We start from the raw sequence: 23,818 nt of genomic DNA on the forward strand, positions 1-23,818 counted from the left end.
CCCGACGACACCACGCAGGACCCACCGAGGAGGACCGACCGATGACCAGCCCGGAGAACCCCGGCGACAAGCCGTACGACCCGTTCGTGAAACAACCCCCGCCCGCGGACACCTCCCAGCCGGGCACCCCCACCTACGGCACCGACCCGAACGCGGGATACGCGCCGCCGCCCTCCGGGACACCCGACAATGCCTCACAGGGATACGGGACACCGCAGGGATACGAGGCCCAGCAGCAGTACGGCACCCCGCCGCAGTACGGGGGCGGGCAGCAGTACGGCGCACCCCAGTACGACGCCCCGCAGTACGGTGCACCCCCGTACGGTGCACCGGCCGGCTACGGCTATCCCGGAGCACCGGATCCGAGCGCGCCGTACGGCCGCGACCCCGCGACCGGCGAACCGTTGTCGGACAAGTCGAAGCTCGTGGCGGGTCTGCTTCAGATCTTCCTGGGCACGCTCGGTGTCGGCCGTTTCTACATCGGCGACAACACCATCGGCGGCATCCAGCTCGGCCTGACGATCATCGGCTACATCACCGCGATCTTCCTGATCGGATTCGTGCTGATCTTCGGTGTGGCGATCTGGGCCCTCGTCGACGGCATCATGATGCTGACCGGAAGTGTCCGGGACAAGAACGGCCTCAAGCTCGGTAACTAGCCTCCGCAGCAACCGGTGGCTCCGCGCACGTCGCGGGTCACCGTGTTGCGGGCGGCGAGTTCGTCGTCGGCGGGATAGTCCACGCCGACCAGGCACAGTCCCCTGGCCTCGGCCACCGGCACCTGCGAACTGCGCGCCTTCTCCGCGAGCAACGCACTGCACCAGTCGACGCTCCGCCGGCCGTCGCCGACGCTGGCGACGGCACCCACCAGCGACCGCACCATAGACCAGCAGAACGCATCCGCGCTGACCTCACCGACGAGCACGCCGTCCGCGTCACGCGTCCACGAGAAGCGCTGCAGGTCCCGGATCGTCGTCGCACCCTCCCGCCGCCGACAGAAGGCGGCGAAGTCGTTCAGCCCCAAGAGTTCCGTCGACGCGGCGTTCATCGCGTCGACGTCGAGCGGGCGACGCCAGGTCGCGGTCGTGCGGGCCACCACGGGTTCCGGTCCCCATCGCGAGTCGTCGAGCCGATAGCGGTAGTGGCGTCGTAACGCGGAAAAACGCGCATCGAATGCGTCCGGGACCACCCGGACCTCTTTCACCCGGACGTCGTCCGGGCACATCTTCGCCAGCCGACCGACCAGCGTCGACGGGTCCCCGGCGATCGACCGCGTCTCCAACGCCGACCGCGGGACGACGGCGTGTGCGACCTGCCCCGTGGCGTGCACACCGGCGTCGGTCCGCCCGGCCACCGTCAGCCGGACCGGGACCCGCAGGATCGTCGACAACCTGGTCTCGAGTTCCTCGCATACACTGCGCTGCCCGATCTGCCGTGCCCACCCGGCGAAATCGGTGCCGTCGTAGCCGAGGTCGAAGCGCAGACGACAGAACCCGCCGGCACCGGAATCCGGGCCGACGGGTTCGGTCAGCAGTTCTCGACTCAGTCGACTACTTCTTGTCGTCGTCTGCGTCGGTGGTCGCCTCTTCCGCCTCGACGGCGGTGGCAGCGGTCGACTCGTCGTCGACGGCCTCGGCGACAGCGTCGGCGTTGGCGACCTCGGCGTCGGTGGCGTCGGCCTCGACGGCCTCCACCACGTTCTCCTCGGCCTTCTTGGACGCGGCGACACGGGTCGCGCGCGACGCCTCGCTCGACGCGGTGGTCTCGCGAACCAGCTCGATCACGGCCATGGGGGCGTTGTCACCCTTGCGCGGCAGCGTCTTGATGATGCGGGTGTATCCACCGTTGCGATCGGCGAAGAACGGGCCGATCTCGTCGAACAGCGTGTGCACGACGTCCTTGTTGCGGATGTCCTTCAGCACCTCACGGCGGTTGGCCAGCTTGCCGGCCTTGGCGTGGGTGATGATCTTCTCCGCGTACGGGCGCAGGCGCTTGGCCTTGGCCTCGGTGGTGGTGATGCGGCCGTGCTCGAAGAGCGAGGTGGCGAGGTTCGCCAGCATCGCTTTCTGGTGGCTGGCCGACCCGCCGAGGCGGCGTCCCTTGGTGGGCTTGGGCATTGTCTTCTCCTAGGAGGACTCCCGATCACTCGAGCGGGAAGTCAGGGTTTGGGCGAGCGTGACAGCCGCCGCCGGAGGCGACTAGAGCTGTTCGGTTTCGGCGAAATCCTCACCGGAATCGGCGTCGAACGACGCGTCTTCCGACCACGTACCGGTGGCGGGGTCGTATCCGGCGACCTGCGACGGATCGAAGCTGGCCGGGCTGTCCTTGAGGGACAGGCCGAGTGCGTGCAGCTTGACCTTGACCTCGTCGATCGACTTCTGGCCGAAGTTGCGGATGTCGAGCAGATCCGACTCGGTCCGGGCAACCAGCTCGCCGACGGTGTGAACACCCTCGCGCTTGAGGCAGTTGTACGAACGGACGGTCAGCTCGAGATCCTCGATCGGCAGGCTGAACGACGCGATGTGGTCGGCCTCCGCCGGAGACGGTCCGATCTCGATGCCCTCGGCCTCGACGTTGAGCTCCCGGGCGAGCCCGAAGAGCTCCACCAGGGTCTTGCCCGCCGACGCCAGCGCGTCACGCGCGCTGATCGAGTTCTTGGTCTCCACGTCGAGCACGAGCCGATCGAAGTCGGTGCGCTGCTCGACACGGGTGGCCTCGACCTTGTAGGTCACCTTGAGCACCGGCGAGTAGATCGAGTCGACCGGGATACGGCCGATCTCGGCACCCGACGCCTTGTTCTGCACGGCCGGCACATAGCCGCGGCCCCGCTCGACGACGAGCTCGATCTCGAGCTTGCCCTTGTCGTTCAGGGTGGCGATGTGCAGATCGGGGTTGTGCACGGTGACACCGGCCGGGGGCACGATGTCGGCGCCGGTGACGGTGCCCGGACCCTGCTTGCGCACGTACATGGTGACCGGCTCGTCCTCGTCCGAGGAGACCACGAGGCCCTTGAGGTTCAGGATGATGTCGGTGACGTCTTCCTTGACCCCGGGGACGGTGGTGAACTCGTGGAGCACTCCGTCGATGCGGATGCTGGTGATGGCAGCACCCGGGATCGAACTGAGCAGGGTACGACGCAGCGAGTTACCGAGGGTGTAACCGAAGCCCGGCTCGAGCGGTTCGATGACGAACTTCGACCGGTTCTCGGCGATGACTTCCTCGGTGAGGGTGGGTCGCTGTGAGATGAGCATTTCGTTTTCTCCTTTGGCCGCCCGCTATATGACGACCTCGAAAGTGAACCGAACAGCAGGTAGCTGTCGGGCTGGTCTTGCTCGAGCGTCTACTTGGAGTAGAACTCGACGATGAGCTGTTCGGTCAGCGGGACCTCGATCTGAGCGCGCTCGGGCACGGAGTGCACGAGGATACGCAGGGTCGAGGGCACGACCTGGAGCCAGCCCGGGACCGGACGATCGCCGACGAGCTCCTTGGCGATCTGGAACGGGACGGTCTGCAGCGACTTCGGACGGACGTCGATGATGTCGTACTGGCTGACGCGGTAGCTGGGGACGTCGACCTTCACACCGTTGACGGTGAAGTGGCCGTGGCTGACCAGCTGGCGGGCCTGACGACGGGTCCGTGCGATGCCCGAGCGGTACACGACGTTGTCGAGACGGGTCTCGAGGAGCTTCAGCAGTTCGTCACCGGTCTTGCCGCTGCGACGATTGGCTTCCTCGAAGTAGCGACGGAACTGCTTCTCCATCACTCCGTAGGTGAAGCGCGCCTTCTGCTTCTCCTGCAGCTGGAGCAGGTACTCGCTCTCCTTGATCCGCGAGCGGCCGTGCTGGCCGGGCGGGTAGGGGCGACGCTCGAATGCGGCGTCACCACCGATCAGGTCGACGCGAAGGCGACGAGACTTCTTTGTTGCGGGGCCGGTATAACGAGCCATTTTCTCTGTTCCTCCCTTTCCCGACTAGACCCGACGCCGCTTGGGCGGACGGCAACCGTTGTGCGGCTGCGGGGTGACATCGGAAATGGTGCCGACCTCGAGGCCGGCTGCCTGCAGGGAGCGGATCGCGGTCTCGCGACCCGAACCCGGTCCCTTGACGAAAACGTCGACCTTCTTGACGCCGTGCTCCTGGGCCTTGCGCGCAGCGTTCTCGGCCGCGAGCTGAGCCGCGAACGGGGTGCTCTTGCGCGAGCCCTTGAAACCGACGTGGCCCGACGACGCCCAGCTGATGATGTTTCCGCTGGGATCGCTGATCGACACGATGGTGTTGTTGAACGTCGACTTGATGTGCGCGTGGCCGTGCGGGACGTTCTTCTTATCGCGACGGCGGGTGCCCTTCTTGGGGCCTGCGCTACGTGACTTCGGAGGCATTACTTCTTCTTCCCGGCGATGGTCTTCTTCGGGCCCTTACGAGTGCGGGCATTGGTCTTGGTGCGCTGTCCGCGGACGGGCAGGCCACGACGGTGGCGCAGACCCTGGTAGCAGCCGATCTCGATCTTGCGTCGGATATCGGCCTGCACCTCGCGACGCAGGTCACCCTCGACCTTCACCGAGGCTTCGATGTACTCACGCAGCTTCGAGACGTCTGCGTCGGTGAGATCCTTCGCCCGGAGGTCGGGGCTGAGGCCCGTTCCCGCGAGGATCTCCTTGGAGGTGGTGCGTCCAACTCCGTAGATGTAGGTCAGTGCAATCTCCAGCCGCTTTTCGCGGGGGAGATCCACACCAGCAACACGTGCCATGTGGCGGATTTCCTTTTCGATTTCCAGAGGTCTTCTCCCAGTCCGTCCCGCGAGCTGGTGCCGAACCGTGTGTCCGGCCTCGTGGGCTCCGGCCTCTGATCCGGAGGTAGGCGGTGACGCGTCTGTCGCCGCTGGTGCTGAGAGGTCTTCTGATCTTCAGTTGTCTGTATTCAGTTGTTCTGACTCAAGCGACCCGGAGGGTGCGCGTGATCAGCCCTGACGCTGCTTGTGACGCAGGTTCTCGCAGATCACCATGACCCGACCGTTGCGGCGGATCACCTTGCACTTCTCGCAGATCGGCTTGACGCTCGGCTGAACCTTCACGTCAATCTCTCCTGCTCGGCTCGCCCGCGCGCACGCCTGAACACGGCCGTACACGTGGGTGTCGGTCTCCTCCCAGACGGATGTCCGGGAAGTCTTCTCCCGGCGAGGCCGGGAAAGTCTTATTTGTAGCGGTACACGATTCGCCCACGAGCAAGGTCGTAGGGCGAGAGTTCCACGACGACCCGGTCCTCGGGCAGGATGCGGATATAGTGCTGCCGCATCTTGCCGCTGATGTGGGCGAGAACCTTATGACCGTTCTCCAGCTCAATGCGAAACATCGCATTGGGCAGGGGTTCGATCACTCGACCCTCGACCTCGATGGCCCCGTCTTTCTTCGCCATTTCCTCCGCGATCCTGGCCGTTTCCGCGACACCCGGGTGGTGCTGCGTCGTTGGCCCGGTTGAATCAGTGTTTGTCCGTTAAGGTGTGGTCACCGCTCGGCGAGGACCAACACCCGGTGCGAGCGCTCCGATCCGCGTGGGGACACGCGGATGCGGGCACGCGAGACGCACCGACGATCTATGTTACGCGAACTGCGGGAACAGTCCAAATGCGTGCCGGTCGGCCACCGCATTCCGCCCGACTCGCACATCAGACGGACGTTTCCGGCACGGTCGTACTGGCAGACTGTTGCGCATGCTGGCATTTCTGGTCCGCACCGTGTGCACCGCGGTGGCGTTGTGGGTGGCGACTCTGATCGTCCCGGGAATCGAGTTCGTAGGCGGGTCGACGACTGCAGAGAAGGTCGGGATCGCGCTGGTCGTGGCGGTCATCTTCGGCGTCCTCAATGCGTTGGTGAAGCCGATCGTGCAGATCATCTCGATCCCCTTCTACATCTTGACGCTGGGGCTCATCCACATCGTGATCAATGCGCTGATGCTCGAGATCACCGCCTGGATCACCCGGAACACCACGCACTGGGGTCTCGAGGTCGACGACTTCTTCTGGTCGGCGATCTTCGGCGCGATCGTCGTGTCGGTCGTCGGCTGGCTGCTCGGGCTGCTGATGCGGGACCCGGTGGACCGATGAGCACGGTGACGAGGACCCTGAAGGGCCTCCGGCGCATCGGGGTCGTGGCCGTCGTCCCGGCGCTGGCCCTCACGCTCGCGGCGTGCGGCAGCGCCGGCGCCGTCGACCAACAGCGGTCGGTCACCGTCGTCGGCACCGGACAGGTCAGCGGCGCGCCGGACACCCTTCGCGCCGACATCGGCGTCGAGGCGACCGCGGGCGACGTGACGACCGCACTGAACGAGACGAGCGAGAAGGTGCGCGCGGTGACCGATTCCGTCGTCGACGCAGGCGTGGAACGCAAGGACGTCGCCACCCAGCAGGTGTCGGTGACCCCGCAGTACTCCAGTCCCGCCCCCGGTGGCAGCAGTCAGATCAGCGGCTACATGGCGACCAACTCCATCCGCGTCACGATCCGCGACATCTCCAAAGCCTCCACGGTCCTGAGCGCAGCCGCCACCGCGGGCGGCGACAACACCCGGATCAGCAACGTCTCCTTCACCATCGACGACGACTCGCAGCTCCTCAAGGAGGCCCGGGAAGCGGCGTTCGACGACGCCCGCGGCCGCGCCGAGCAGTACGCCTCGCTTGCCGACGACTCACTCGGCAAGGTGCTGACCATCAAGGAGACGACCAGCGGTCAGGAACAGCCCGCCTCTCCCGGCACCTTCGAGCGCGACGTCGCCGCGTCGCCCGTGCCCATCGAGCCCGGCGAGCAGGAGCTGACCTTCACGGTCACGGTGACCTTCGGGCTCAACTGAGCGCTGAGAAGCGCCCCTCAGAGGCACCCTCGGCAGCGCCGCCGGCGGCACAGTGTCGTCGGACGGTCTGTGGAGGGCGTACTTCGGGGATGGTTTTCAGGGTCCGCCCCTGGGTACCCGACCACGGTCGACCGAAGGAGATAGTCATGACGGGTTTCCGAGCACGCGCTCTCAGCACCACCGCCCTGGCGGCCGCCGCAGTGTTCGCAACACTGGCGGTCTCGGCACCGGCCGATGCCGCTCAGACCAAGTCGCTGATGATCGAGGGCGAACTCGAGATCGCAGACCTCGACCTCCTCGCGATCAAGGCCGTGGGCGCCACGAACGCGGAGGGTAAGACCACCGGCACCTACGAAGCCACGCTGCTGGCCGGCGACGACGACAATCCCCTGCCGTTCAAGGTCAAGGGACCGATCACCTGCATCCACACCGACGGCGACACCGCGTCCCTGGTCTATCCCATCAGCGCGACCGACCCGAATCTGATCCCCGCCCCGTTGCAGGACGCGCTCGCCGTGCAGATCACGGTGCGAAAGGGCGATCCGAGCAAGGTCGGGGTGAACGGTCCTGCACCAACCGGTTCGTTCAGCGGATGTGAGCCCGCGGCGACTCCTTACGAGTTCGACGGCGACATCGAGATCAAGTAGCCGCGTCGCCCACCTGCTCCGGTAAGGGACCATTCAGCCTGGCATCCTGGGTCGGTGCGAGCCGTCATCCAGCGAGTAAGCGAAGCCCGCGTGACCGTCGACGGTGAGATCGTCGGCGAACTCGACATCCCGGCCGGCGGGTCCGGCATCGTCGCCCTCGTCGGCGCCACCCACGACGACACCCCCGACCACGCCGCGAAACTCGCCGACAAGATCTGGCGCCTGCGGATCTTCAACGGCGACGACGGACCCGAGAAGGCGGCCGCCGACATCGACGCACCGATCCTGGTCATCAGCCAGTTCACCCTGTACGCCAACACCGCCAAGGGACGCCGGCCGTCGTGGAACGCCGCCGCCCCGGGCCCGGTGGCCGAGCCGCTCGTCGACGCGGTCGCCGCTGCCCTGCGCGACGCCGGGGCCACCGTCGCCACCGGACGGTTCGGGGCGAACATGCAGGTGAGCCTGGTCAACGACGGGCCGGTCACCCTGATCCTCGACGTCTGACGACTAGGGTCGAACCGTGGGACGAATAACCGCACGACGCCGCGTCACCCGCATCCGACGCGATGCGGCCCCGACGCAGCGTGCCGACACCCTCGCCGTCGAGGAACCGTTGGAGATCCGCGTGGGCGGTCGGCAGCTGAGCGTCACCATGCGTACCCCCGGCCACGATTTCGAACTCGTGGCCGGATACCTCGTCTCCGAGGGTCTCATCATCGCCGGCAGCGACTACTCCACCGCGCGGTACTGCGCGGGTACCGACTCCACCGGCGCGAACACCTACAACGTCGTCGACGTCTCGCTGGCCGCCCACGTTCGGCCGCCCGCATCCGGCGTCGTCCGCCACAACACCATGACCAGTGCCTGTGGTGTCTGCGGGAAGGACAGCATCGAGTCCGTCCACACCGCGTCGGCCCACGACCCGGCGGCTGACACCTTGACCGTCGACGTCGACACGCTGCTGGGTCTCCCCGACCGTCTACGCGTCGAGCAGGACGTCTTCGACAAGACCGGCGGGCTCCACGCGGCGGCGCTCTTCGACGCCGACGGCGAACTGCTCGTCGTCCGTGAGGACGTGGGCCGGCACAACGCCGTCGACAAGGTCGTCGGCTGGGCGGTCCTCGCCGACCGACTCCCATTGACCGGCACCGTCCTCCAGGTTTCCGGCCGGGCGAGCTTCGAACTGGTGCAGAAGGCCGCGATGGCGGGCATCCCGATGCTGAGCGCGGTGTCGGCGCCGTCCTCGCTCGCCGCCGATCTCGCCGACGAGCTCGGCATCACCCTGATCGGGTTCTCCCGCGGCGAGTCGATGGTGGTCTATACGCGGCCGGATCGGGTCGTCGCCGTCGACGAACACGCCGGGATCGTCACGAGTTGAGGTCGTGGCGCAGCGGATCGTCGAGTGCGGCACCGGTGACCGGGTCGAACCAGTAGGTCTCGGAGGGCTCCGGCACCAGACCGACCACGTCACCGACATCGATCGTGCGTCGATGGTCGACGCGAACGACGATACGGCTGTTCCGCAGCGGGACATCGGCACTGCAGTAGACGAACTGTTCGGCGCCGAGTTCCTCGACCAGATCAACCGTCCCGCGCAGCGCCCCGTCGTGCGAGACCGTCGAGACCGTCCACGATTCGGCGCGGAGTCCGACGACCACCTCCGCGGAGTTCGCAGCGGCGAGGACGGAGTCGGGCACCGGTAGGTGTGCCGCGCCCAGACGCACGACACCGTCGTCGATGCGGCCGTTGATCAGACACATCTGCGGCGACCCCATGAACGATGCGACGAACAGATTCGACGGCCTGGAGTAGATCTCCCGCGGAGTGCCCACCTGCTGCAACACACCATGGTCGAGGACGGCCACCCGGTGTCCCATGGTCATCGCCTCGATCTGGTCGTGTGTCACGTACAGCGTCGTGACACCCAGTTCCCGCTGCATCGCGGCGATCTGCGCGCGGGTGCTGACCCGCAGCTTCGCGTCGAGGTTGGACAACGGCTCGTCCATGCAGAAGACCTTGGGACGCCGGACGATCGCACGTCCCATCGCCACCCGCTGCCGTTGTCCCCCCGACAGTTTGGCGGGCTTCCGGTCGAGAAGATGTGCGATGTCGAGCATTTCGGCGACTTCGGCCACACGCTTGCCGGTGTCGGGCTTGCTCATACCGGCATTGCGGAGGGCAAAGCCCATGTTGTCGGCGACCGTCATGTTCGGGTACAGCGCATAGTTCTGGAACACCATTGCGACGTCGCGCGCCTTGGGGGCCATCCCGACGACGTCGACGCCGTCGATCAGGATGGCCCCCGATTCGACCGACTCCAGGCCCGCGACCATCCGGAGGCTGGTCGACTTACCGCAACCCGACGGGCCGACGAGCACCATGAACTCGCCGTCGGCGACGTCGAGATCGAGCGAATCCACCGCGGGTGGTAGGTCGTCGGCGAACCGCCGGGTCGCCGCGTCGAAGGTCACTGAAGCCATGAAATTATCGAATCCTGCCCTGTGTCTTGCTGTCCGAGATGGTTACGGGGTGCGTGATCAGTTCGGCAGCTTGGACTTGATCTGTCCGTCGTAGATCCGCTGCAGCTGCTGCTGCACATCGCCGAGGGTCTTGGTGACATCGGCGTTGCGCAGACCGATCTGCTCGTAGCCGGTGCCGATCACCTTGTCGGCGCCGGGCAGGAACACCCGGGCGTAATCCTGCGATTTGGTGTTCGGCAGCTGCTCGATGGCGGTCTTGAAGTTCGGGTTCTCGGCCAGGAACTTCTTCATCGACGGGTCGTCGGCCGCCCCGGTCCGCACCGGCATGTAACCGACGTTCTGCGAGAAGTACGCGGTGTTGGCGGTGTTGGTGAAGAAGTCGATGAACCTGAGCGCGTTCACCTTCCGCTCATCGGAGATCTTCGCCGGGATGGCGAGGCCGGCGCCGCCGGTCGGGCAGCCCTTTGTTCCGTCCGGCGCAGGCAGGAAGGCCGTGCCGAAGCTGAACTTGGCATCCTTGGTGACACCGGAGAGGTCACCGGTCGACGCGATGGTGGACGCGATGATCCCGGCACTGAAGTCGGCGGCGATGTCGTTGGAGATCGCGGCGTACTTGTCCTTGTTGATCGAGTCGGACAGATACTGCGCGGCCTCTATCGTCTTGGGATCGGTGAACTTCAGGTCCCACCGGTCGGAGTAGGCACCACCGAAGGTCCAGGTGGGACCCTCGAAGGTCCAGCCCAGGTAGTCGGTGGCGTTACCCCAGCCGTGGGCCTTCTTGCCCGAGCCGACGACCTGCTGGATCCGCGGACCCCACTCACCGAACTCCTGCCAGCTGGCCGGACCGCGATCGGGCAGTCCGGCCTTCGCCCACACGTCCTTGTTGTAGTAGAACAGCGGCGTCGACCGGGCGTACGGCAACGCCCAGTGCTGATCATTCCAGTTGTAGTCCTCGACCAGCGAGGCAACATATTCCGAGGTGTTGACCCCGGCCTTGCCGAACAGGTCGTCGAGCGGCGTGATCGCGCCCTGCAGAGCGAAGTTGAACCACCACACATCCGACAGGACGACGATGTCGGGCACCGATCCGCCGGAGAGCGCCGCATTGAACTTCTGGGCGACCTCTTCGTAGTTCTTGCCGCCGTCCACGAGCTTCACCTTGATGTCGGGGTTGGCGGCCTCGAACCGGCTGATCAGTTCCTTCTCCACATCGGCCGATTTGCCGGGGTGATTCGACCAGAAGGTGAGGGTGTTGGCGTCTCCGCCGGCGGAATCGCCCCCGCTGTCTCCGGAACCGGCACAGGCGGCCAGAGTGAGACCGGCGGCTGCGGCGGCTGCCGCGGCGAGAAAGCCCCGGCGCGAGAGATCGGTCATGGTGTCATACCCCTTTGTTCGTTGTTCGTCGGATACGTGGAGCCCGTGCTGGTCATCCTTTGACCGCACCGGAGGTCAGGCCCTTGATCATCTGGCGTTGCAGTACCAGGAACACGATCAGGATCGGGAGCATCGCCAGGACGGTCGCGGCCATCACCGGTCCCCAGTTGGTGACGCCGTCGTTGTTCTGCAGCTGCGTGAGACCTACTGGCAGCGTTGCCACCGAGTAGTCGTCGGCCATCAGGAACGGCCACAGGTACTCATTCCATTCGTTGACCAGGGTGATGAGCGCGAATGCGACCATGGTCGGGATCGAGATCGGCAGTACGACCCGCAGCAACAGCCGGACATGACCCGCGCCGTCCATCCGAGCGGCCTCGATGATCTCGGCGGGGATGGACAGAAAGTGGTTGCGCATCAGGAAGGTGCCGAAGGCGACACCGGCGAGCGGGAGGATGATGCCGATGAAGGTGTTCCGGAAGCCGAGTTGCGCGACCAGGGAATAGTTGGTGATGACGGTGATCTGATTGGGCACCATCAGCGCTGCGATGATGAGGATGAACACGACGTTCTTGAAGGGAAACCGCAAGAACACCAGCCCGTAGGCGCTGAGCACGCCCAGGACGAACTTCGCCACGGTCAGGACACACGTGACGATGACGGAGTTCCGCAGGAACTGCCCGAACGGCACGGATGTCGTTGCCTCCGTGTAGTTCTCGGGGTGCCAGCTGGACGGCCACCAGACCGCCGGCTGGACGTAGATCTCGGAGCGGTCCTTGAACGACGCCAGGACGATCCACACCAAGGGCAGCGCCACCACGACCACCACCAGCGCCATGGCCGCGTAGCCGCAGGCGGTCACCAGACGATGCCTGCTCACGTCGTTCATCGACTCTCCCGATCCATGACACGCACCTGCGCAACGGTGATCACCAGCAGGACGACGAACATGATGGTCGCGACCGTGGCACCGTAGCCGGCTCGAAAGTTGCGGAACGACTCCTCGTAGACCTGGTAGACCATCGTGGTGGTGCCGTTACCGAGAGGCCCTCCCCGCGTCATCACGTTGATGATGTCGAAGACCTGTAACGAGTTGAGCATCACGGTGATCGACAGGAAGTACGTCGTCGGACGAAGCTGCGGCAAGAGCACCCGGCGGAAATGGGTTGCCGCACTGGCACCGTCGATCTGGGCGGCTTCGTCGAGGTCGACCCGTCGCGCCTGCAACGCGGCCAGGTAGATGACGAACGTGTAGCCGATGTTCTTCCAGAGATAGGTGACCGTCACCATGAACAGCGCCCAGCCGGGCTGCTGGTAGAAGTCCGGTGCCGAGCCGAGGCCGAATCGGGTCATCAGGTCGTTGATGAGACCGAAATGCGGATCGAAGACGAACTGGAACGCGATGCCGATCGCCGCACCGGAGATCACGAACGGCGCGAAAACCACCGAACGCACCAGGTTTCGACCTCGGAGCGCCCGATCGAGCAGCATGGCGAGCACCAGTCCGATCAGCATGCTCCCCGCCACCGCGACGACGGTGAAGACGACGGTGTTCGAGACGATCGTCCAGGTATCGGAGCGCGTCGCCCACTCCCGGTAGTTCGACCACCCGATGAAGGTTGCCCCCGGCGACGAGATGTTCCAGTCGTAGAACGACATTCGGATGTTCTCGATCAAGGGACGGTAGGTGAACACCCCCAAGAGCACGAGATTGGGGCCCACGATCGCCAGAAAGAGCGCATAGGTGCGCCACGGACGTCGGCGCCCCACTTGGGGAAGGACTCGTTCGGTGACCGCGGGCACCCGGGGGAGTATTCAGATCGATTCGGACATCCCGCGAACGAGTCGGGGGTGATCCGGTGACAACTGGGTGTCCGGTGGGTGTCACAACCGGTACGGTCGTCCAGGTCGAGCGTACCGGTTGCCGGGCGGCCTACGCCTCCTTGCCGGCCGCCGCGAGCTTGAGCAACTGCCCGGCGGTGGCGTCGGGCAGATAGGCGCGCGATACGGCCAAACCGATGCGGGGAAGATCACCTTCGTCGCGAACAGCCAGGTACACGGGCTCGTAGCGCGGATTGAACTTCTTCTTGAACGTGTGCAACGACCGGAAGCCGTAGTAAGGTTCGAGCGCTGCGCCGAGCGCGTCGAGCAGTTTGTCGAGCGGCTCGGGATCGAAATCCCCGGTGCGGGCCAGCGGCGCACCCGACAGCGAGATGAACTGTGCGCCCTCGTCTTTGAACGCGACAGCCGAGGAGGCGATGAGGTACTCGACGACGGGACCGAAACCGTCGGTCCGGCGCCGCATGATGTCGAGGGTCCAACCCGCAACCCCGCCGCCGGGCCCGTACACGGGGAGCCACGACAGCACACCGTGGACGTTGCCGTCCGGATCGACGGCGAGGGCGACCCGCACCGCGAGGTCCATCGCCTCCTCCACACTGCCGAGCGTGAAACCCATCTCCGGTAAGCCCTTGTCCCCCACCCATTCCTCGGAGATGGCGCGGACCTGGGTACGCACGGCGAAGGACTCGTCGGCGAGCGTCACCATCTTCATCGAGATGTCCTGCTTGCCGGCCTTGTTCATCGCCGACCGCACGTGTTGCCACGGCTTGCCCTTGAACTCGAGGCCGGGCAGGTCGACGATCGTGTCCTCCGCGATCTGCACGCTGAGCCAGCCGCGTTCGGTGACGATCTCCGATGTCGACGACCCGATGGAGAACCAGCACGGCGTCGCACCGGATCGCTCCGCGAGCTCGATGAAGGCGTCGACCGCCGCCTTGCCCCGCTCCGGTGCGCACACCGGATCTGCCAGTGCCAGAAGGGTCCCGACGTGGTTCTGGTAGGTGACCACCGACTGCCCCGCGGAATCATCCGCACTGCCGGTGAACTGATAGGAGTTCCCGGGCCAGGTCGTCATCCACGACATCGTGCCGCCGCCGTGTTCACGCAGGAGCGCCCTGACCCGGTCGACCGGGTCGGCGTCGGCGTCATCTCCCGCGCCCACATGCCGCACCCGCCACGGGACGGCGAACGCGAACCGGCCGGGGATCAGGATGGCGAGCAACAACGCCCACAGCAATGTGGTTCCCAGTGTCACCGCCCCCTCGGTGGAGACGTCGGTGAAGATGACGAGGACGACCGTCAACACCGTCGCGACGACGTTCACTGCGCCGATCACGACCGCGACCCACCAGGCCCAGCGCTTTCCCCGCCGCAGCTGGTCGGCGATCAGCACGTTGATCACCAGACCGATCAGCATGGTGAACACGGAGGCGTCGCCCGCGTCGGTCGGGCCCAGCGGGCCGTCCCCGGGGAACAGGAAGACCATCAGGTTCGCCGCCGCGATCACCAGCAGCGCGGCACAGCCCAGCATCCGGACCTCACGCCGAGTGCGCGGCATGTAGCCACGTTCCTTGGTGGCGAAGAACTTCTCCCCGATCACCAGCATGATGACCGCTGCGAGAACGTATTCGACGGAGGCGAGCGTCCCCTGGAACAGGAAGGCGATGGCGACAACCGCACCCATCAGCACACGCACGCGCAGGCGCCACGGTGACCGGACGGTCGCCGAGGCCACCGCGACCGCGGACACGACCAGGGCGCCGACACCGGTCCCCCGCGAATCGGCCAGCTCCTCGGCCCACCGCCAGGAGGTGACCTCGGTCGACAACAGCCACAGCAGACCGACGGTCAGGAAGCCGGCGACGAGGTGGCCGCCGACGCCGACCAGGATCGCCTTCACGGTGCCCAGTTGCCACTCGGCCCAACCCATTCCGACGATCACGACCACGAACGCGATGACGTACAGCCACGGGCCGGGTTCGACGAAGGCGGAGCTGATCGGCGTCCACCACTTGCCCTCACGCAGAGCGGGCAGACCGAAGGCCACCTCGTGATACCAGGCCTTGTCGTTCGCCCGGCTCCAGAGCGACCCGGTCGCCACCCCGACGACCGCAAGCGCGATGGCGAGCGCGGCGGTGAACGGCAACCGGCGGACAGCAGAGGACCACGACACGTCGAAGTGCATGGTCAACCGTACGACGGCGCGCTGCCCCGCAGTGCCTCCTTGTTCGGCAATGTCCCGTATTCGATGCGCCCCGGGCGATTTCGGCGCACAAGTGGACCATGCGTCGGCTGTCCGGGTGGCCCGAGCCCGAGACGTTGGGCGAGCCATGGCGTCTGTTGCCGGAGAGCAACCGCCCACGCCGTGAAAGTATGCCCACCGGGAACCTCGGAGTAGTGGACGTCCATGCCGGCCGCCCGCGCCGCCCGGTACGACGTCACCACCGCCGGCCGGGTGGAACGGTCACCGCGTCCGACGACGAACGCCCCCGCCGAGTCGGGGTAGCGCCGGCTCGCCAACAGATGGAGAGGTGTCACCGCCCGGAAGGCCGCCGCGTCGCCCCCGAACGCGGCGTCGACCGTGGTCTTCGTGGAACCGAGAGACGGTTCGGCTTCGCCGGAGAGGTCCAGGAACGTCGGGTACATCCCCGGACGGGTCGTGGCCAGCTGAAGTGCGCACGTGCCGCCGTACGAAAGCCCGCCGATGGCCCACGCCCGCCGGTCCGTCTCGGCGACGGGAAGTGTCCTGCGCGCCCAGCTCGCGACATCGTCGGTCAGATATGTCGCGACCCTCCCCAGCCGGGAATCCAAGCAGAGCGGGTTGCCGAAGATGCTGCCGGTGCCGTCGGCCAGGATCACGATCGGTGCCAGGCCGTCGTGAGCGCTCGCATAGGAATCCATGGTCGCCGCCAGCCGGCCCCCGAACAGCCAATCCTCCGGCGAACCGGGCTGACCGGCCAGCAAGACCAGGACCGGAAGCCGAGGTGAGACCGGATCGAAGACGGCCGGCGGCAGGTAGACCTTGGCCGGTCTGGCTCGGAAACCCGAAACGCTACCGGGAATCCCGGCCGTCAGAATCCTCCCGTGACGTCCGATGTCGCGGGACGGGCGCCACTCCGGCAGATCGACGACTCGCTGATGGTGAGCGACCTGCGCCACCGAGACGGTCGGGGCACCCTCGTCGTGGATGAGCGCACCGACGGTCGGGTACCAGGCATAGAACGTGTTGACGTGCGAGAGCCCGAGCACGACAGCCAGCACTGCGGCCAGTACGGTCACAGATCTCTGGACGACGCCGCGTCCGGCGACGAGACGGGGCACCGACAGCAGCAGGCCGAGAACGCCGGCCGCACCCCATGCGCACACCGCCACGGGAACCGATTCGCCCCAGGAATGTTCGATGAAACGACGCACCAGCAGGGCCAGCACGACTGTCACGGCAATTGTCACCGGAACCACCACGAACAGATGGCGCTTCCGGGGCGAGAGAATCAGCCAGAGGACCGCGACCACACCGAGGACCGTCACCGTCAGCGGAATCCAGCCGCCGATGATCGACAGACCTACGGCATCACCCATCGCCATGGACCTCCCGAGCAGATGACCCGGCCAGGTTAGCACTGCGGGACGCCGACAGCGGGGGGCCGATGGCGGCGTTCAACACCCAGAGGGCGAGAACCTCATTCCGAGCGGGGAGTCAGAATCCGCGGACCGTCTGCGGTGACCGCGACCGTGTGTTCCCAGTGGGCGGCGCGAGATCCGTCGTCGGTGACGACCGTCCAGTCGTCGGAGAGGACAGTGGTGTCCACGGTGCCGAGAGTCAGCATCGGCTCGATCGCGAGCGTCGACCCGATCACCAGCAGCGGGCCCTTGCCCGGCGCGCCCTCGTTCGCGAGGAACGGGTCCATGTGCATCTCCCGGCCGATGCCGTGACCGCCGTACCCGTCGACGATGCCGAAGGGACGGCTGAACTTCTCCTCGGCGGCGCGGGTACCGAGTTCGATCGCATGGGAGATGTCGGTCAGGCGGGCGCCGTCGACCATGGCGGCGATACCGGCCTCCATCGAGAGCCGGGTGGCCTCGGACAGCTCCGCATCGGCCTGCGACAGCTCTCCGACACCGAAGGTCCAGGCCGAGTCGCCGTGCCAGCCGTCGAGGACCGCACCACAGTCGATGGACACCAGATCGCCTTCGGCGAGAACGACATCGGCCGACGGGATTCCGTGGACCACGACCTCGTTCACCGAACTGCAGATCGATCCCGGGAAGCCGTGGTAGCCCTTGAAGGACGGAACGGCGCCGGCCTCGCGGATGACGGACTCGGCGACCTCGTCGAGGTCGAGGGTGGTGACCCCTGGCTTCGACACGGCGCGGACGGCCACCAGCGCCGCACCGACGACCGCGCCCGCCGCCGCCATCGCATCCAGCTCGCCGGCGGAGCGGAACGGGACGCGTTTGCGCTTACGAAAGCCCATGAGCGGACGCAGTCGTCACCGAGGTCAGGAGACGCCGGCGCCGAGGGCGCTCAGCACACGCTGGTGGACATCCTGGATGTCGCCCACCGCGTCGATGGTCTTCACCTCGTCGCCGTAGTACTCGAGCAGCGGCGAGGTCTCTTTCGTGTAGACGTCCATCCGGTTGCGGATGACCTCTTCGGTGTCGTCGGCACGACCACGGGCCATCATGCGCTCCACGACGACGTCGGTGTCGACGACGAAGGACAGCACGGCGTCGAGCGAGGCGTCGAGATTGGCCAGGATGTCCTTGAGGGCATCGGCCTGCTCGGTCGAACGCGGGAAGCCGTCGAGGATGAAGCCCTTGGCCGCATCCGGCTCGCCCACCCGGGCACGAACCATGTCGACGGTGATCTCGGACGGGACCAGGTTGCCGGCGTCGAGGTACTTCTTGGCCTCGATACCAACCGGGGTGCCCTGGGAGATGTTGGCGCGGAACAGGTCACCGGTCGAGATGTGCGGGATGCCGAGGGCTTCGCTCAGCAGTTCCGCCTGGGTGCCTTTGCCTGCTCCGGGCGGGCCGAGAATAACGAGTCTCACTTGAGGAATCCTTCGTACTTGCGTTGCATCAACTGACTGTTGATCTGTTTCATCGTGTCCAGGCCCACACCGACCATGATCAGTACGGCCGTACCGCCGAACGGCAGGTTCTGGACGTTGCCGCTGTTACCGATCTCGAGGAACAGGTTCGGCAGGACCGCGATGATACCGAGGTAGATCGAACCCGGCAGAGTGATGCGGCTGAGGACGTAGCCCAGGTACTCCGCGGTCGGGGCGCCCGGCCGGATGCCCGGGATGAAGCCACCGTACTTCTTCATCTCGTCGGCACGTTCCTCGGGATTGAACGTGACCGCCACGTAGAAGTACGTGAAGAAGATGATCATCAGGAAGTAGACCGCGATGTAGACCCCGTTGCTGGGATCGGTCAGGTACTTGGTGACGTATTCCTGCCAGGTCGACTGGGTGCCGTCGGTGCTGCGCGTCAGTTCGACGATCAGCTGCGGCAGGTAGAGCAGCGACGAGGCGAAGATGACCGGGATGACGCCGGCCTGGTTGACCTTCAGCGGCAGGTAGGTCGACGAGCCGCCGTACATCTTGCGGCCGACCATGCGCTTGGCGTACTGCACCGGAATGCGGCGCTGGCCCTGCTCGATGAAGACGACGCCCGCGACGATGATCAGCGCGGCGACACACACGAGGGCGAAGACGAGACCGCCGCGGGTGTTGAGGATGGTGCGACCCTCGGCCGGGATACGGGCGGCGATACCGGCGAAGATCAGCAGCGACATGCCGTTGCCGATACCGCGCTCGGTGATGAGCTCGCCGAACCACATGACCACACAGGCACCGGCGGTCATGACGAGCACGATGATCATCAGACCGAAGATGCTGGAGTCGTTGAGGACCTCACCGCTGGTCGCACAGGACTGCGGGAGGAGCTGACCGCGATCGGCGAGGGCGACGATGCCGGTGGACTGGAGGAGCGCCAGGGCCACGGCGAGATAACGCGTGTACTGCGTCATCTTGGCCTGGCCGGCCTGACCTTCCTTGCGCAGCTGCTCGAACCGCGGGATGACCACCGTGAGCAGCTGGACGATGATCGACGCCGTGATGTACGGCATGATGCCGATCGCGAACACCGACAGCTGCAGCAGCGCGCCGCCGGAGAACAGGTTGATCAGGGAGTAGACCGAGCTCGACTCACCGGCCGAGACCTCGTCCAGACAGGCCCGGACGGCCTGGTAGTCCACGCCGGGCGACGGCACGGTCGCGCCGAGGCGATACAGGATGATGATGCCGAGAACGAAGAGGATCTTCTTCCTCAGGTCCGGCGTCCGTATGGCCGCGAAGAGGGGGGAAAGCACTAACTCCTCCTAGGAACGACCACGCGAGGGCAATCTTCCGGGTCGGTCACGACCCGATCCCCGTGTGCTCGGCAATCGACAATGTTCGGGATGCGGCGATCTTGCGGATGCGGCAGACAACGTCTGAAACTCTAACAGTGACGCCGAAACGCCCCGGTCGGGCGGCAGCGTAGCTGCCGCCCGACCGCGGGTTTGTTCCGTCAGAGTTCGGTGACGCTGCCTCCGGCAGCGGCGATCTTCTCCTTGGCGGAGGCGGTGAACTTGTCGGCGGTGATGTCGACCTTGACGGAGAGCTCTCCGTCGCCGAGCACCTTCACCAACTGGTTCTTGCGCACAGCGCCCGCGGCGACGAGCTCGTCGACGCCGATGGTGCCGCCCTGCGGGAAGAGACGCGCGATGTCGCCGACGTTGACGACCTGGTACTCGACCCGGTTGCGGTTGGTGAAGCCCTTGAGCTTCGGCAGCCGCATGTGGATCGGCATCTGGCCACCCTCGAAGCCGGCGGGCACGTTCTTACGTGCCTTGGTGCCCTTGGTGCCGCGGCCCGCGGTCTTACCCTTGGACCCCTCACCGCGACCCACGCGGGTCTTGTCGGTCTTCGACCCCGGTGCGGGGCGAAGGTGATGGAGTTTGATGGTCATTGCTTAAACCTCTTCGACTGTCACGAGGTGACGAACCGCGTTGATGAGGCCGCGGTTGATCGGCGTGTCCTCGCGGGTGACGGTCTGGCGGATGCCCTTCAGTCCGAGGGTCCGCAGGCTGTCACGCTGGTTCTTCTTGGTACCGATGGTGCCCTTGACCTGGGTGATCTTCAGCTCGGCCATGATCAGACTCCCTGTCCCGCTCGAGCGCGCAGCATACCCGCCGGGGCGACGTCCTCGATCGGCAGGCCACGACGGGCCGCGACCTCTTCGGGACGCTGCAGCATCTTCAGTGCCGCCACGGTGGCGTGGACGACGTTGATGGCGTTGTCGGAGCCGAGGCTCTTGGCGAGAACGTCGTGGACGCCCGCGCACTCGAGCACGGCACGCACCGCGCCACCGGCGATCACACCGGTACCGGGGCTGGCCGGGCGCAGCATGACGACGCCGGCAGCAGCCTCACCCTGAACCGGGTGGGTCACGGTGCCACCGATCAGCGGCACGCGGAAGAAGTTCTTGCGAGCCTCTTCGACGCCCTTCTGGATCGCAGCCGGAACTTCCTTGGCCTTGCCGTAGCCGACGCCGACCATGCCCTGGCCGTCGCCGACGACCACGAGAGCGGTGAACGAGAAACGACGTCCACCCTTGACCACCTTCGAGACGCGGTTGATGGTCACCACGCGCTCGAGCTGGTTGCGGTCCTGGTCGCGGCCGCCGCGATCGCGACGGTCTCCGCGGCCACCGCCGCGACGGTCGTTGCCGCCACCTGCGTTGTTCTGGTTGTTGTCGTTACCGGCGGGTCCGTTTCCGCCGTCACGCTGACGTCCGGGCATCAGAGGTTCCCTCCGGTGTTGTGGGTGTAGCTGGTGAAGATGGTCATCAGAAGCTCAGGCCTCCCTCACGGGCGGCATCCGCGAGCGCGGCGATACGGCCGTGGTAGTCCTTGCCACCGCGGTCGAACACGACGGCCTCGACGCCGGCAGCCTTGGCACGGGCGGCGATGAGCTCGCCGACCTTGCGGGCCTGGGCCGACTTGTCGCCGCCTGCCGCGCGCACGTCGGCCTCGATCGACGACGCGGCGGCCAGCGTCTTGCCGGCCAGGTCGTCGATGAGCTGCACGTGGATGTGGCGCGAGCTGCGCTTGACCGCGAGACGCGGGCGAGCCGGGGTTCCGCTGACCTTCTTGCGGAGACGGAAGTGCCGGTTGACGGTCGCCTTGCGACGACGCGTCGACACGTCCTTGCCGAGGGGCTTACGGCTGGTCTTGGTAGCTGTGTCACTCATGGCTTACTTACCCGTCTTTCCGACCTTGCGACGGATCTGCTCACCCTCGTAGCGAATGCCCTTGCCCTTGTAGGGGTCCGGACGACGCAGGCGGCGGATGTTCGCCGAGATCTGGCCGACTTGCTGCTTGTCGATACCCGTGACCGAGAACTTGGTCGGGGACTCCACTGCGAAGGTGATGCCTTCGGGGGCCTCGATCGGCACGGGATGGCTGTAACCGAGGGCGAACTCGAGGTCCTTGCCCTTCGCCTGGACGCGGTAGCCGACACCGAAGATCTCCATCTTCGTGGTGTAGCCCTGCGTGACGCCGATGACCAGGTTGTTGATCAGCGAACGGCTCAGGCCGTGCAGCGCGCGGCTGCGACGCTCGTCGTTGGGGCGGGTGACAACGATGGTGTTGTCTTCCTTGGCGACCTCGATGGGCTCCGAGACGGTGAGCGAGAGCTCGCCCTTGGGGCCCTTCACGGCCACGCGCTGTCCGTCGACGGTGACGTCGACGCCCGCGGGGATCTCGATGGGGTTCTTTCCGATACGCGACATGTCGTTCCCTCCCCTACCAGACGTAGGCGAGGACTTCGCCGCCCACGCCCTGGTTGGCTGCCTGGCGATCGGTGAGCAGACCCGACGACGTGGAGATGATGGCCACGCCGAGGCCGCCCAGCACCTTGGGCAGGTTGGTGGACTTTGCATAGATCCGGAGGCCCGGCTTCGACACGCGGCGCAGTCCAGCGATGGAGCGCTCACGGCTCGGGCCGTACTTCAGGGAGACGATGAGGCTCTTGCCGACCTCCGCATCCTCGATGCGGTAGTCGGTGATGTAGCCCTCACGCTTGAGGATCTCGGCGATGTTCACCTTGATCTTCGACGACGGGAGTTTCACCTCGTCGTGGTACGCCGAGTTGGCGTTGCGCAGACGTGTCAAGAAGTCTGCGATCGGGTCAGTCATGGTCATGGGTGACCGTCAACCTTTCTCGTGGCGGTTCCCATACAGCGCCGATGAGAGGGAAATCCCTCTGACCTGCGGTGGGCCTTCCACGAAGTGGATAGTTTCTGAAGGTTCTCGCCGCCGGTGCCCTTGGCTTTTCGCCGGCACCGGAGACTATTCAGTTGTGTCCCGGGCACCTGAGGTGCACAGGCAACCGGTCTAGTGTAGGGAATCTGCTGGCCAGACCCAAATCGGGCCCGGGAGCGCCACCGAGATCGGGCACCATCGAGGGTATGGATCGCCGCCAGCTTCTCACCGCCGGGCTGCTCGGGTTCACCGGCGCCGTACTCACCTCCGGCTGCTCGGGCGCCGACGTCGTCCGCCCCTCACCGTCGCGCGACGGGCAGAGAGACACCGAGGACACGGGGAGGACAGCCGTCGAGGTGATCGCCTCGGGACTGAACGTGCCGTGGGCAATGGGATTCCTCCGCGGCGGCGATGCGTTGGTCACCCAACGCGACGACGCCACGATCGTGCGGGTGTCCGGGTCGGGCGAGGTCCGGACCGTCGGCGAGATCGGCGACGCCGCGCCTCGCGGCGAGGGTGGGCTGCAGGGCATCGCGATCGCCCCGGGCGCCGAGGACGCGGTGTTCGTCTACTACACCACCGACTCCGACAACCGGCTCGTCCGGCTGGACTTCGACGGCCGGCGACTCACCGGTCCGCGCACGCTCCTGCGCGGCCTCGACGCCGCCTACAACCACCACGGCGGTGCGCTCGTCTTCGATGCCGACGGCAGCCTCTTCGTCGCGGTCGGCGATGCAGCCGAACCCGCTGTCGCACAAGACATACGGTCCCTCAACGGCAAGATCCTACGTGTGGACACCGAGGGTCGCCCATGGCCCGGCAACCCGTTCGGCAACGAGGTCTACTCCTACGGCCATCGCAACGTGGAAGGGTTGGCATTCGACGGCGCGGGCCGCCTGTGGGCAACCGAGTTCGGCCAGAACCGGCGCGACGAACTCAACCTCATCCGGCGCGGCGGCAACTATGGCTGGCCCGAGTTCGAAGGCGAATCCGACGATCCTCGGTTCATCGCCCCGAAGGTCACCTGGACCCCGCAGGAGGCCTCGCCGGCCGGCCTCACGATCGTCGGTGATCGCGCGTACGTCGCCGCGTTGCGCGGCCGGAGGCTGTGGGAGGTGCCCCTCGACGGGGAGTCGGCCGGTCAACCGGCGAGTCACCTCACCGACGACTACGGACGGATCCGCGCGGTGGCCGCGGCACCCGACGGTTCGCTCTGGGTGAGCACGAGCAACACCGACGGCCGCGGACAGCCCACCGATGACGACGATCGCATACTGCGCGTGATTGCCGGCTGACACGACGCCGTCGACAGCAGTCTCG

Annotated in this window: 30 protein-coding genes; 7 read left to right on the top strand and 23 right to left on the bottom strand. The window is 66.2% G+C overall.

Going from position 1 to position 23,818, the window contains the following annotated elements; all coding sequences use genetic code 11:
- Window positions 1-41 precede the first annotated feature (41 nt).
- The gene (locus GOALK_RS17500) at window positions 42-659 is read left to right on the top strand and encodes a TM2 domain-containing protein (RefSeq protein ID WP_006360176.1); all 618 of its coding nucleotides are present in this window, start codon (window positions 42-44) and stop codon (window positions 657-659) included.
- On the opposite strand, the gene truA is transcribed toward GOALK_RS17500, so the two are convergent.
- The 8 genes from truA to infA all read right to left on the bottom strand — a co-directional run bounded on the left by truA (window position 656) and on the right by infA (window position 5,411).
- Window positions 656-1,531, bottom strand: a complete 876-nt coding sequence (gene truA, locus GOALK_RS17505) for a tRNA pseudouridine(38-40) synthase TruA (protein WP_050918753.1) — start codon at window positions 1,529-1,531, stop codon at window positions 656-658. The genes GOALK_RS17500 and truA overlap by 4 nt on opposite strands.
- 19 nt (window positions 1,532-1,550) lie before the next feature.
- The gene (rplQ, locus tag GOALK_RS17510) at window positions 1,551-2,117 is read right to left on the bottom strand and encodes a 50S ribosomal protein L17 (RefSeq protein WP_006360178.1); all 567 of its coding nucleotides are present in this window, start codon (window positions 2,115-2,117) and stop codon (window positions 1,551-1,553) included.
- 81 nt (window positions 2,118-2,198) lie between these two features.
- On the bottom strand, window positions 2,199-3,251 hold the full coding sequence (locus GOALK_RS17515; protein ID WP_005197582.1) for a DNA-directed RNA polymerase subunit alpha: 1,053 nt from the start codon (window positions 3,249-3,251) through the stop codon (window positions 2,199-2,201).
- An 89-nt stretch (window positions 3,252-3,340) separates the two neighbouring features.
- Complete coding sequence (gene rpsD, locus GOALK_RS17520) at window positions 3,341-3,946, bottom strand: 30S ribosomal protein S4 (protein WP_006360179.1); 606 nt, start codon at window positions 3,944-3,946, stop codon at window positions 3,341-3,343.
- Between the two features lie 24 nt (window positions 3,947-3,970).
- The gene (gene rpsK, locus GOALK_RS17525; RefSeq protein WP_004023536.1) at window positions 3,971-4,378 is read right to left on the bottom strand and encodes a 30S ribosomal protein S11; all 408 of its coding nucleotides are present in this window, start codon (window positions 4,376-4,378) and stop codon (window positions 3,971-3,973) included.
- Complete coding sequence (gene rpsM, locus GOALK_RS17530; protein WP_006360180.1) at window positions 4,378-4,746, bottom strand: 30S ribosomal protein S13; 369 nt, start codon at window positions 4,744-4,746, stop codon at window positions 4,378-4,380. Before rpsM ends, rpsK begins: the two co-directional genes overlap by 1 nt.
- 210 nt (window positions 4,747-4,956) lie before the next feature.
- On the bottom strand, window positions 4,957-5,070 hold the full coding sequence (gene rpmJ / locus GOALK_RS17535; protein ID WP_005207978.1) for a 50S ribosomal protein L36: 114 nt from the start codon (window positions 5,068-5,070) through the stop codon (window positions 4,957-4,959).
- A 119-nt stretch (window positions 5,071-5,189) separates the two neighbouring features.
- Window positions 5,190-5,411, bottom strand: coding sequence for a translation initiation factor IF-1 (infA, locus tag GOALK_RS17540; RefSeq protein WP_004023539.1), 222 nt, complete (start codon window positions 5,409-5,411; stop codon window positions 5,190-5,192).
- Window positions 5,412-5,706: 295 nt separating this feature from the next.
- Between infA and GOALK_RS17545 the strand changes: the two genes are divergently transcribed.
- The 5 genes from GOALK_RS17545 (at window position 5,707) to fdhD (ending at window position 8,864) form a co-directional block, all read left to right on the top strand.
- Complete coding sequence (locus GOALK_RS17545) at window positions 5,707-6,099, top strand: phage holin family protein (protein WP_006360182.1); 393 nt, start codon at window positions 5,707-5,709, stop codon at window positions 6,097-6,099.
- A complete protein-coding gene (locus GOALK_RS17550; protein WP_006360183.1) occupies window positions 6,096-6,839 on the top strand; it encodes an SIMPL domain-containing protein in 744 nt (247 codons plus the stop codon). The genes GOALK_RS17545 and GOALK_RS17550 overlap by 4 nt, the downstream gene beginning before the upstream one ends.
- Before the next feature lie 146 nt (window positions 6,840-6,985).
- A complete protein-coding gene (locus tag GOALK_RS17555) occupies window positions 6,986-7,486 on the top strand; it encodes a hypothetical protein (protein ID WP_006360184.1) in 501 nt (166 codons plus the stop codon).
- A gap of 54 nt (window positions 7,487-7,540) precedes the next feature.
- Complete coding sequence (dtd, locus tag GOALK_RS17560; RefSeq protein WP_035755010.1) at window positions 7,541-7,990, top strand: D-aminoacyl-tRNA deacylase; 450 nt, start codon at window positions 7,541-7,543, stop codon at window positions 7,988-7,990.
- Between the two features lie 16 nt (window positions 7,991-8,006).
- Window positions 8,007-8,864, top strand: coding sequence for a formate dehydrogenase accessory sulfurtransferase FdhD (gene fdhD, locus GOALK_RS17565; protein WP_006360186.1), 858 nt, complete (start codon window positions 8,007-8,009; stop codon window positions 8,862-8,864).
- On the opposite strand, the gene GOALK_RS17570 is transcribed toward fdhD, so the two are convergent.
- The 15 genes from GOALK_RS17570 to rpsH form a co-directional block, all read right to left on the bottom strand.
- The gene (locus GOALK_RS17570) at window positions 8,854-9,966 is read right to left on the bottom strand and encodes an ABC transporter ATP-binding protein (RefSeq protein WP_006360187.1); all 1,113 of its coding nucleotides are present in this window, start codon (window positions 9,964-9,966) and stop codon (window positions 8,854-8,856) included. The two genes, fdhD and GOALK_RS17570, sit on opposite strands and share 11 nt — an antisense overlap.
- Before the next feature lie 57 nt (window positions 9,967-10,023).
- Window positions 10,024-11,340, bottom strand: a complete 1,317-nt coding sequence (locus GOALK_RS17575; protein ID WP_006360188.1) for an ABC transporter substrate-binding protein — start codon at window positions 11,338-11,340, stop codon at window positions 10,024-10,026.
- A gap of 52 nt (window positions 11,341-11,392) precedes the next feature.
- Entirely contained in the window at window positions 11,393-12,229 is an 837-nt protein-coding gene (locus GOALK_RS17580) for a carbohydrate ABC transporter permease (protein ID WP_006360189.1), read from the bottom strand.
- Window positions 12,226-13,143 (bottom strand): carbohydrate ABC transporter permease, encoded by a 918-nt coding sequence (locus GOALK_RS17585; RefSeq protein WP_006360190.1) that lies wholly within the window; start codon window positions 13,141-13,143, stop codon window positions 12,226-12,228. The genes GOALK_RS17580 and GOALK_RS17585 overlap by 4 nt, the downstream gene beginning before the upstream one ends.
- 130 nt (window positions 13,144-13,273) lie before the next feature.
- On the bottom strand, window positions 13,274-15,367 hold the full coding sequence (locus GOALK_RS17590) for a bifunctional lysylphosphatidylglycerol flippase/synthetase MprF (RefSeq protein WP_006360191.1): 2,094 nt from the start codon (window positions 15,365-15,367) through the stop codon (window positions 13,274-13,276).
- Between the two features lie 2 nt (window positions 15,368-15,369).
- Complete coding sequence (locus GOALK_RS17595; RefSeq protein WP_157139168.1) at window positions 15,370-16,761, bottom strand: alpha/beta hydrolase; 1,392 nt, start codon at window positions 16,759-16,761, stop codon at window positions 15,370-15,372.
- Between the two features lie 101 nt (window positions 16,762-16,862).
- Window positions 16,863-17,657, bottom strand: a complete 795-nt coding sequence (gene map / locus GOALK_RS17600) for a type I methionyl aminopeptidase (protein WP_006360193.1) — start codon at window positions 17,655-17,657, stop codon at window positions 16,863-16,865.
- A gap of 24 nt (window positions 17,658-17,681) precedes the next feature.
- Window positions 17,682-18,236 carry an adenylate kinase gene (locus GOALK_RS17605; protein ID WP_006360194.1) on the bottom strand — a complete coding sequence of 185 codons (555 nt, stop codon included), beginning with the start codon at window positions 18,234-18,236 and terminating at the stop codon, window positions 17,682-17,684.
- Window positions 18,233-19,561 (bottom strand): preprotein translocase subunit SecY, encoded by a 1,329-nt coding sequence (gene secY / locus GOALK_RS17610; RefSeq protein WP_006360195.1) that lies wholly within the window; start codon window positions 19,559-19,561, stop codon window positions 18,233-18,235. Before secY ends, GOALK_RS17605 begins: the two co-directional genes overlap by 4 nt.
- 200 nt (window positions 19,562-19,761) lie before the next feature.
- Window positions 19,762-20,202, bottom strand: coding sequence for a 50S ribosomal protein L15 (gene rplO, locus GOALK_RS17615; RefSeq protein ID WP_006360196.1), 441 nt, complete (start codon window positions 20,200-20,202; stop codon window positions 19,762-19,764).
- A 3-nt stretch (window positions 20,203-20,205) separates the two neighbouring features.
- Window positions 20,206-20,385, bottom strand: coding sequence for a 50S ribosomal protein L30 (rpmD, locus tag GOALK_RS17620; protein ID WP_005197622.1), 180 nt, complete (start codon window positions 20,383-20,385; stop codon window positions 20,206-20,208).
- Window positions 20,386-20,387: 2 nt separating this feature from the next.
- A complete protein-coding gene (gene rpsE, locus GOALK_RS17625; RefSeq protein WP_005197623.1) occupies window positions 20,388-21,035 on the bottom strand; it encodes a 30S ribosomal protein S5 in 648 nt (215 codons plus the stop codon).
- 46 nt (window positions 21,036-21,081) lie between these two features.
- Window positions 21,082-21,486, bottom strand: coding sequence for a 50S ribosomal protein L18 (rplR, locus tag GOALK_RS17630; protein WP_006360197.1), 405 nt, complete (start codon window positions 21,484-21,486; stop codon window positions 21,082-21,084).
- A gap of 3 nt (window positions 21,487-21,489) precedes the next feature.
- A complete protein-coding gene (gene rplF, locus GOALK_RS17635) occupies window positions 21,490-22,026 on the bottom strand; it encodes a 50S ribosomal protein L6 (RefSeq protein WP_006360198.1) in 537 nt (178 codons plus the stop codon).
- A gap of 13 nt (window positions 22,027-22,039) precedes the next feature.
- Entirely contained in the window at window positions 22,040-22,438 is a 399-nt protein-coding gene (gene rpsH, locus GOALK_RS17640) for a 30S ribosomal protein S8 (protein WP_006360199.1), read from the bottom strand.
- A gap of 266 nt (window positions 22,439-22,704) precedes the next feature.
- Here rpsH and GOALK_RS17645 point away from each other — a divergent pair, with 266 nt between their 5' ends.
- Window positions 22,705-23,793, top strand: a complete 1,089-nt coding sequence (locus GOALK_RS17645; RefSeq protein WP_006360200.1) for a PQQ-dependent sugar dehydrogenase — start codon at window positions 22,705-22,707, stop codon at window positions 23,791-23,793.
- Window positions 23,794-23,818: the final 25 nt, after the last annotated feature.

Origin of the sequence: Gordonia alkanivorans NBRC 16433, from assembly GCF_000225505.1 — a bacterium.
Lineage (GTDB): Bacteria > Actinomycetota > Actinomycetes > Mycobacteriales > Mycobacteriaceae > Gordonia > Gordonia alkanivorans.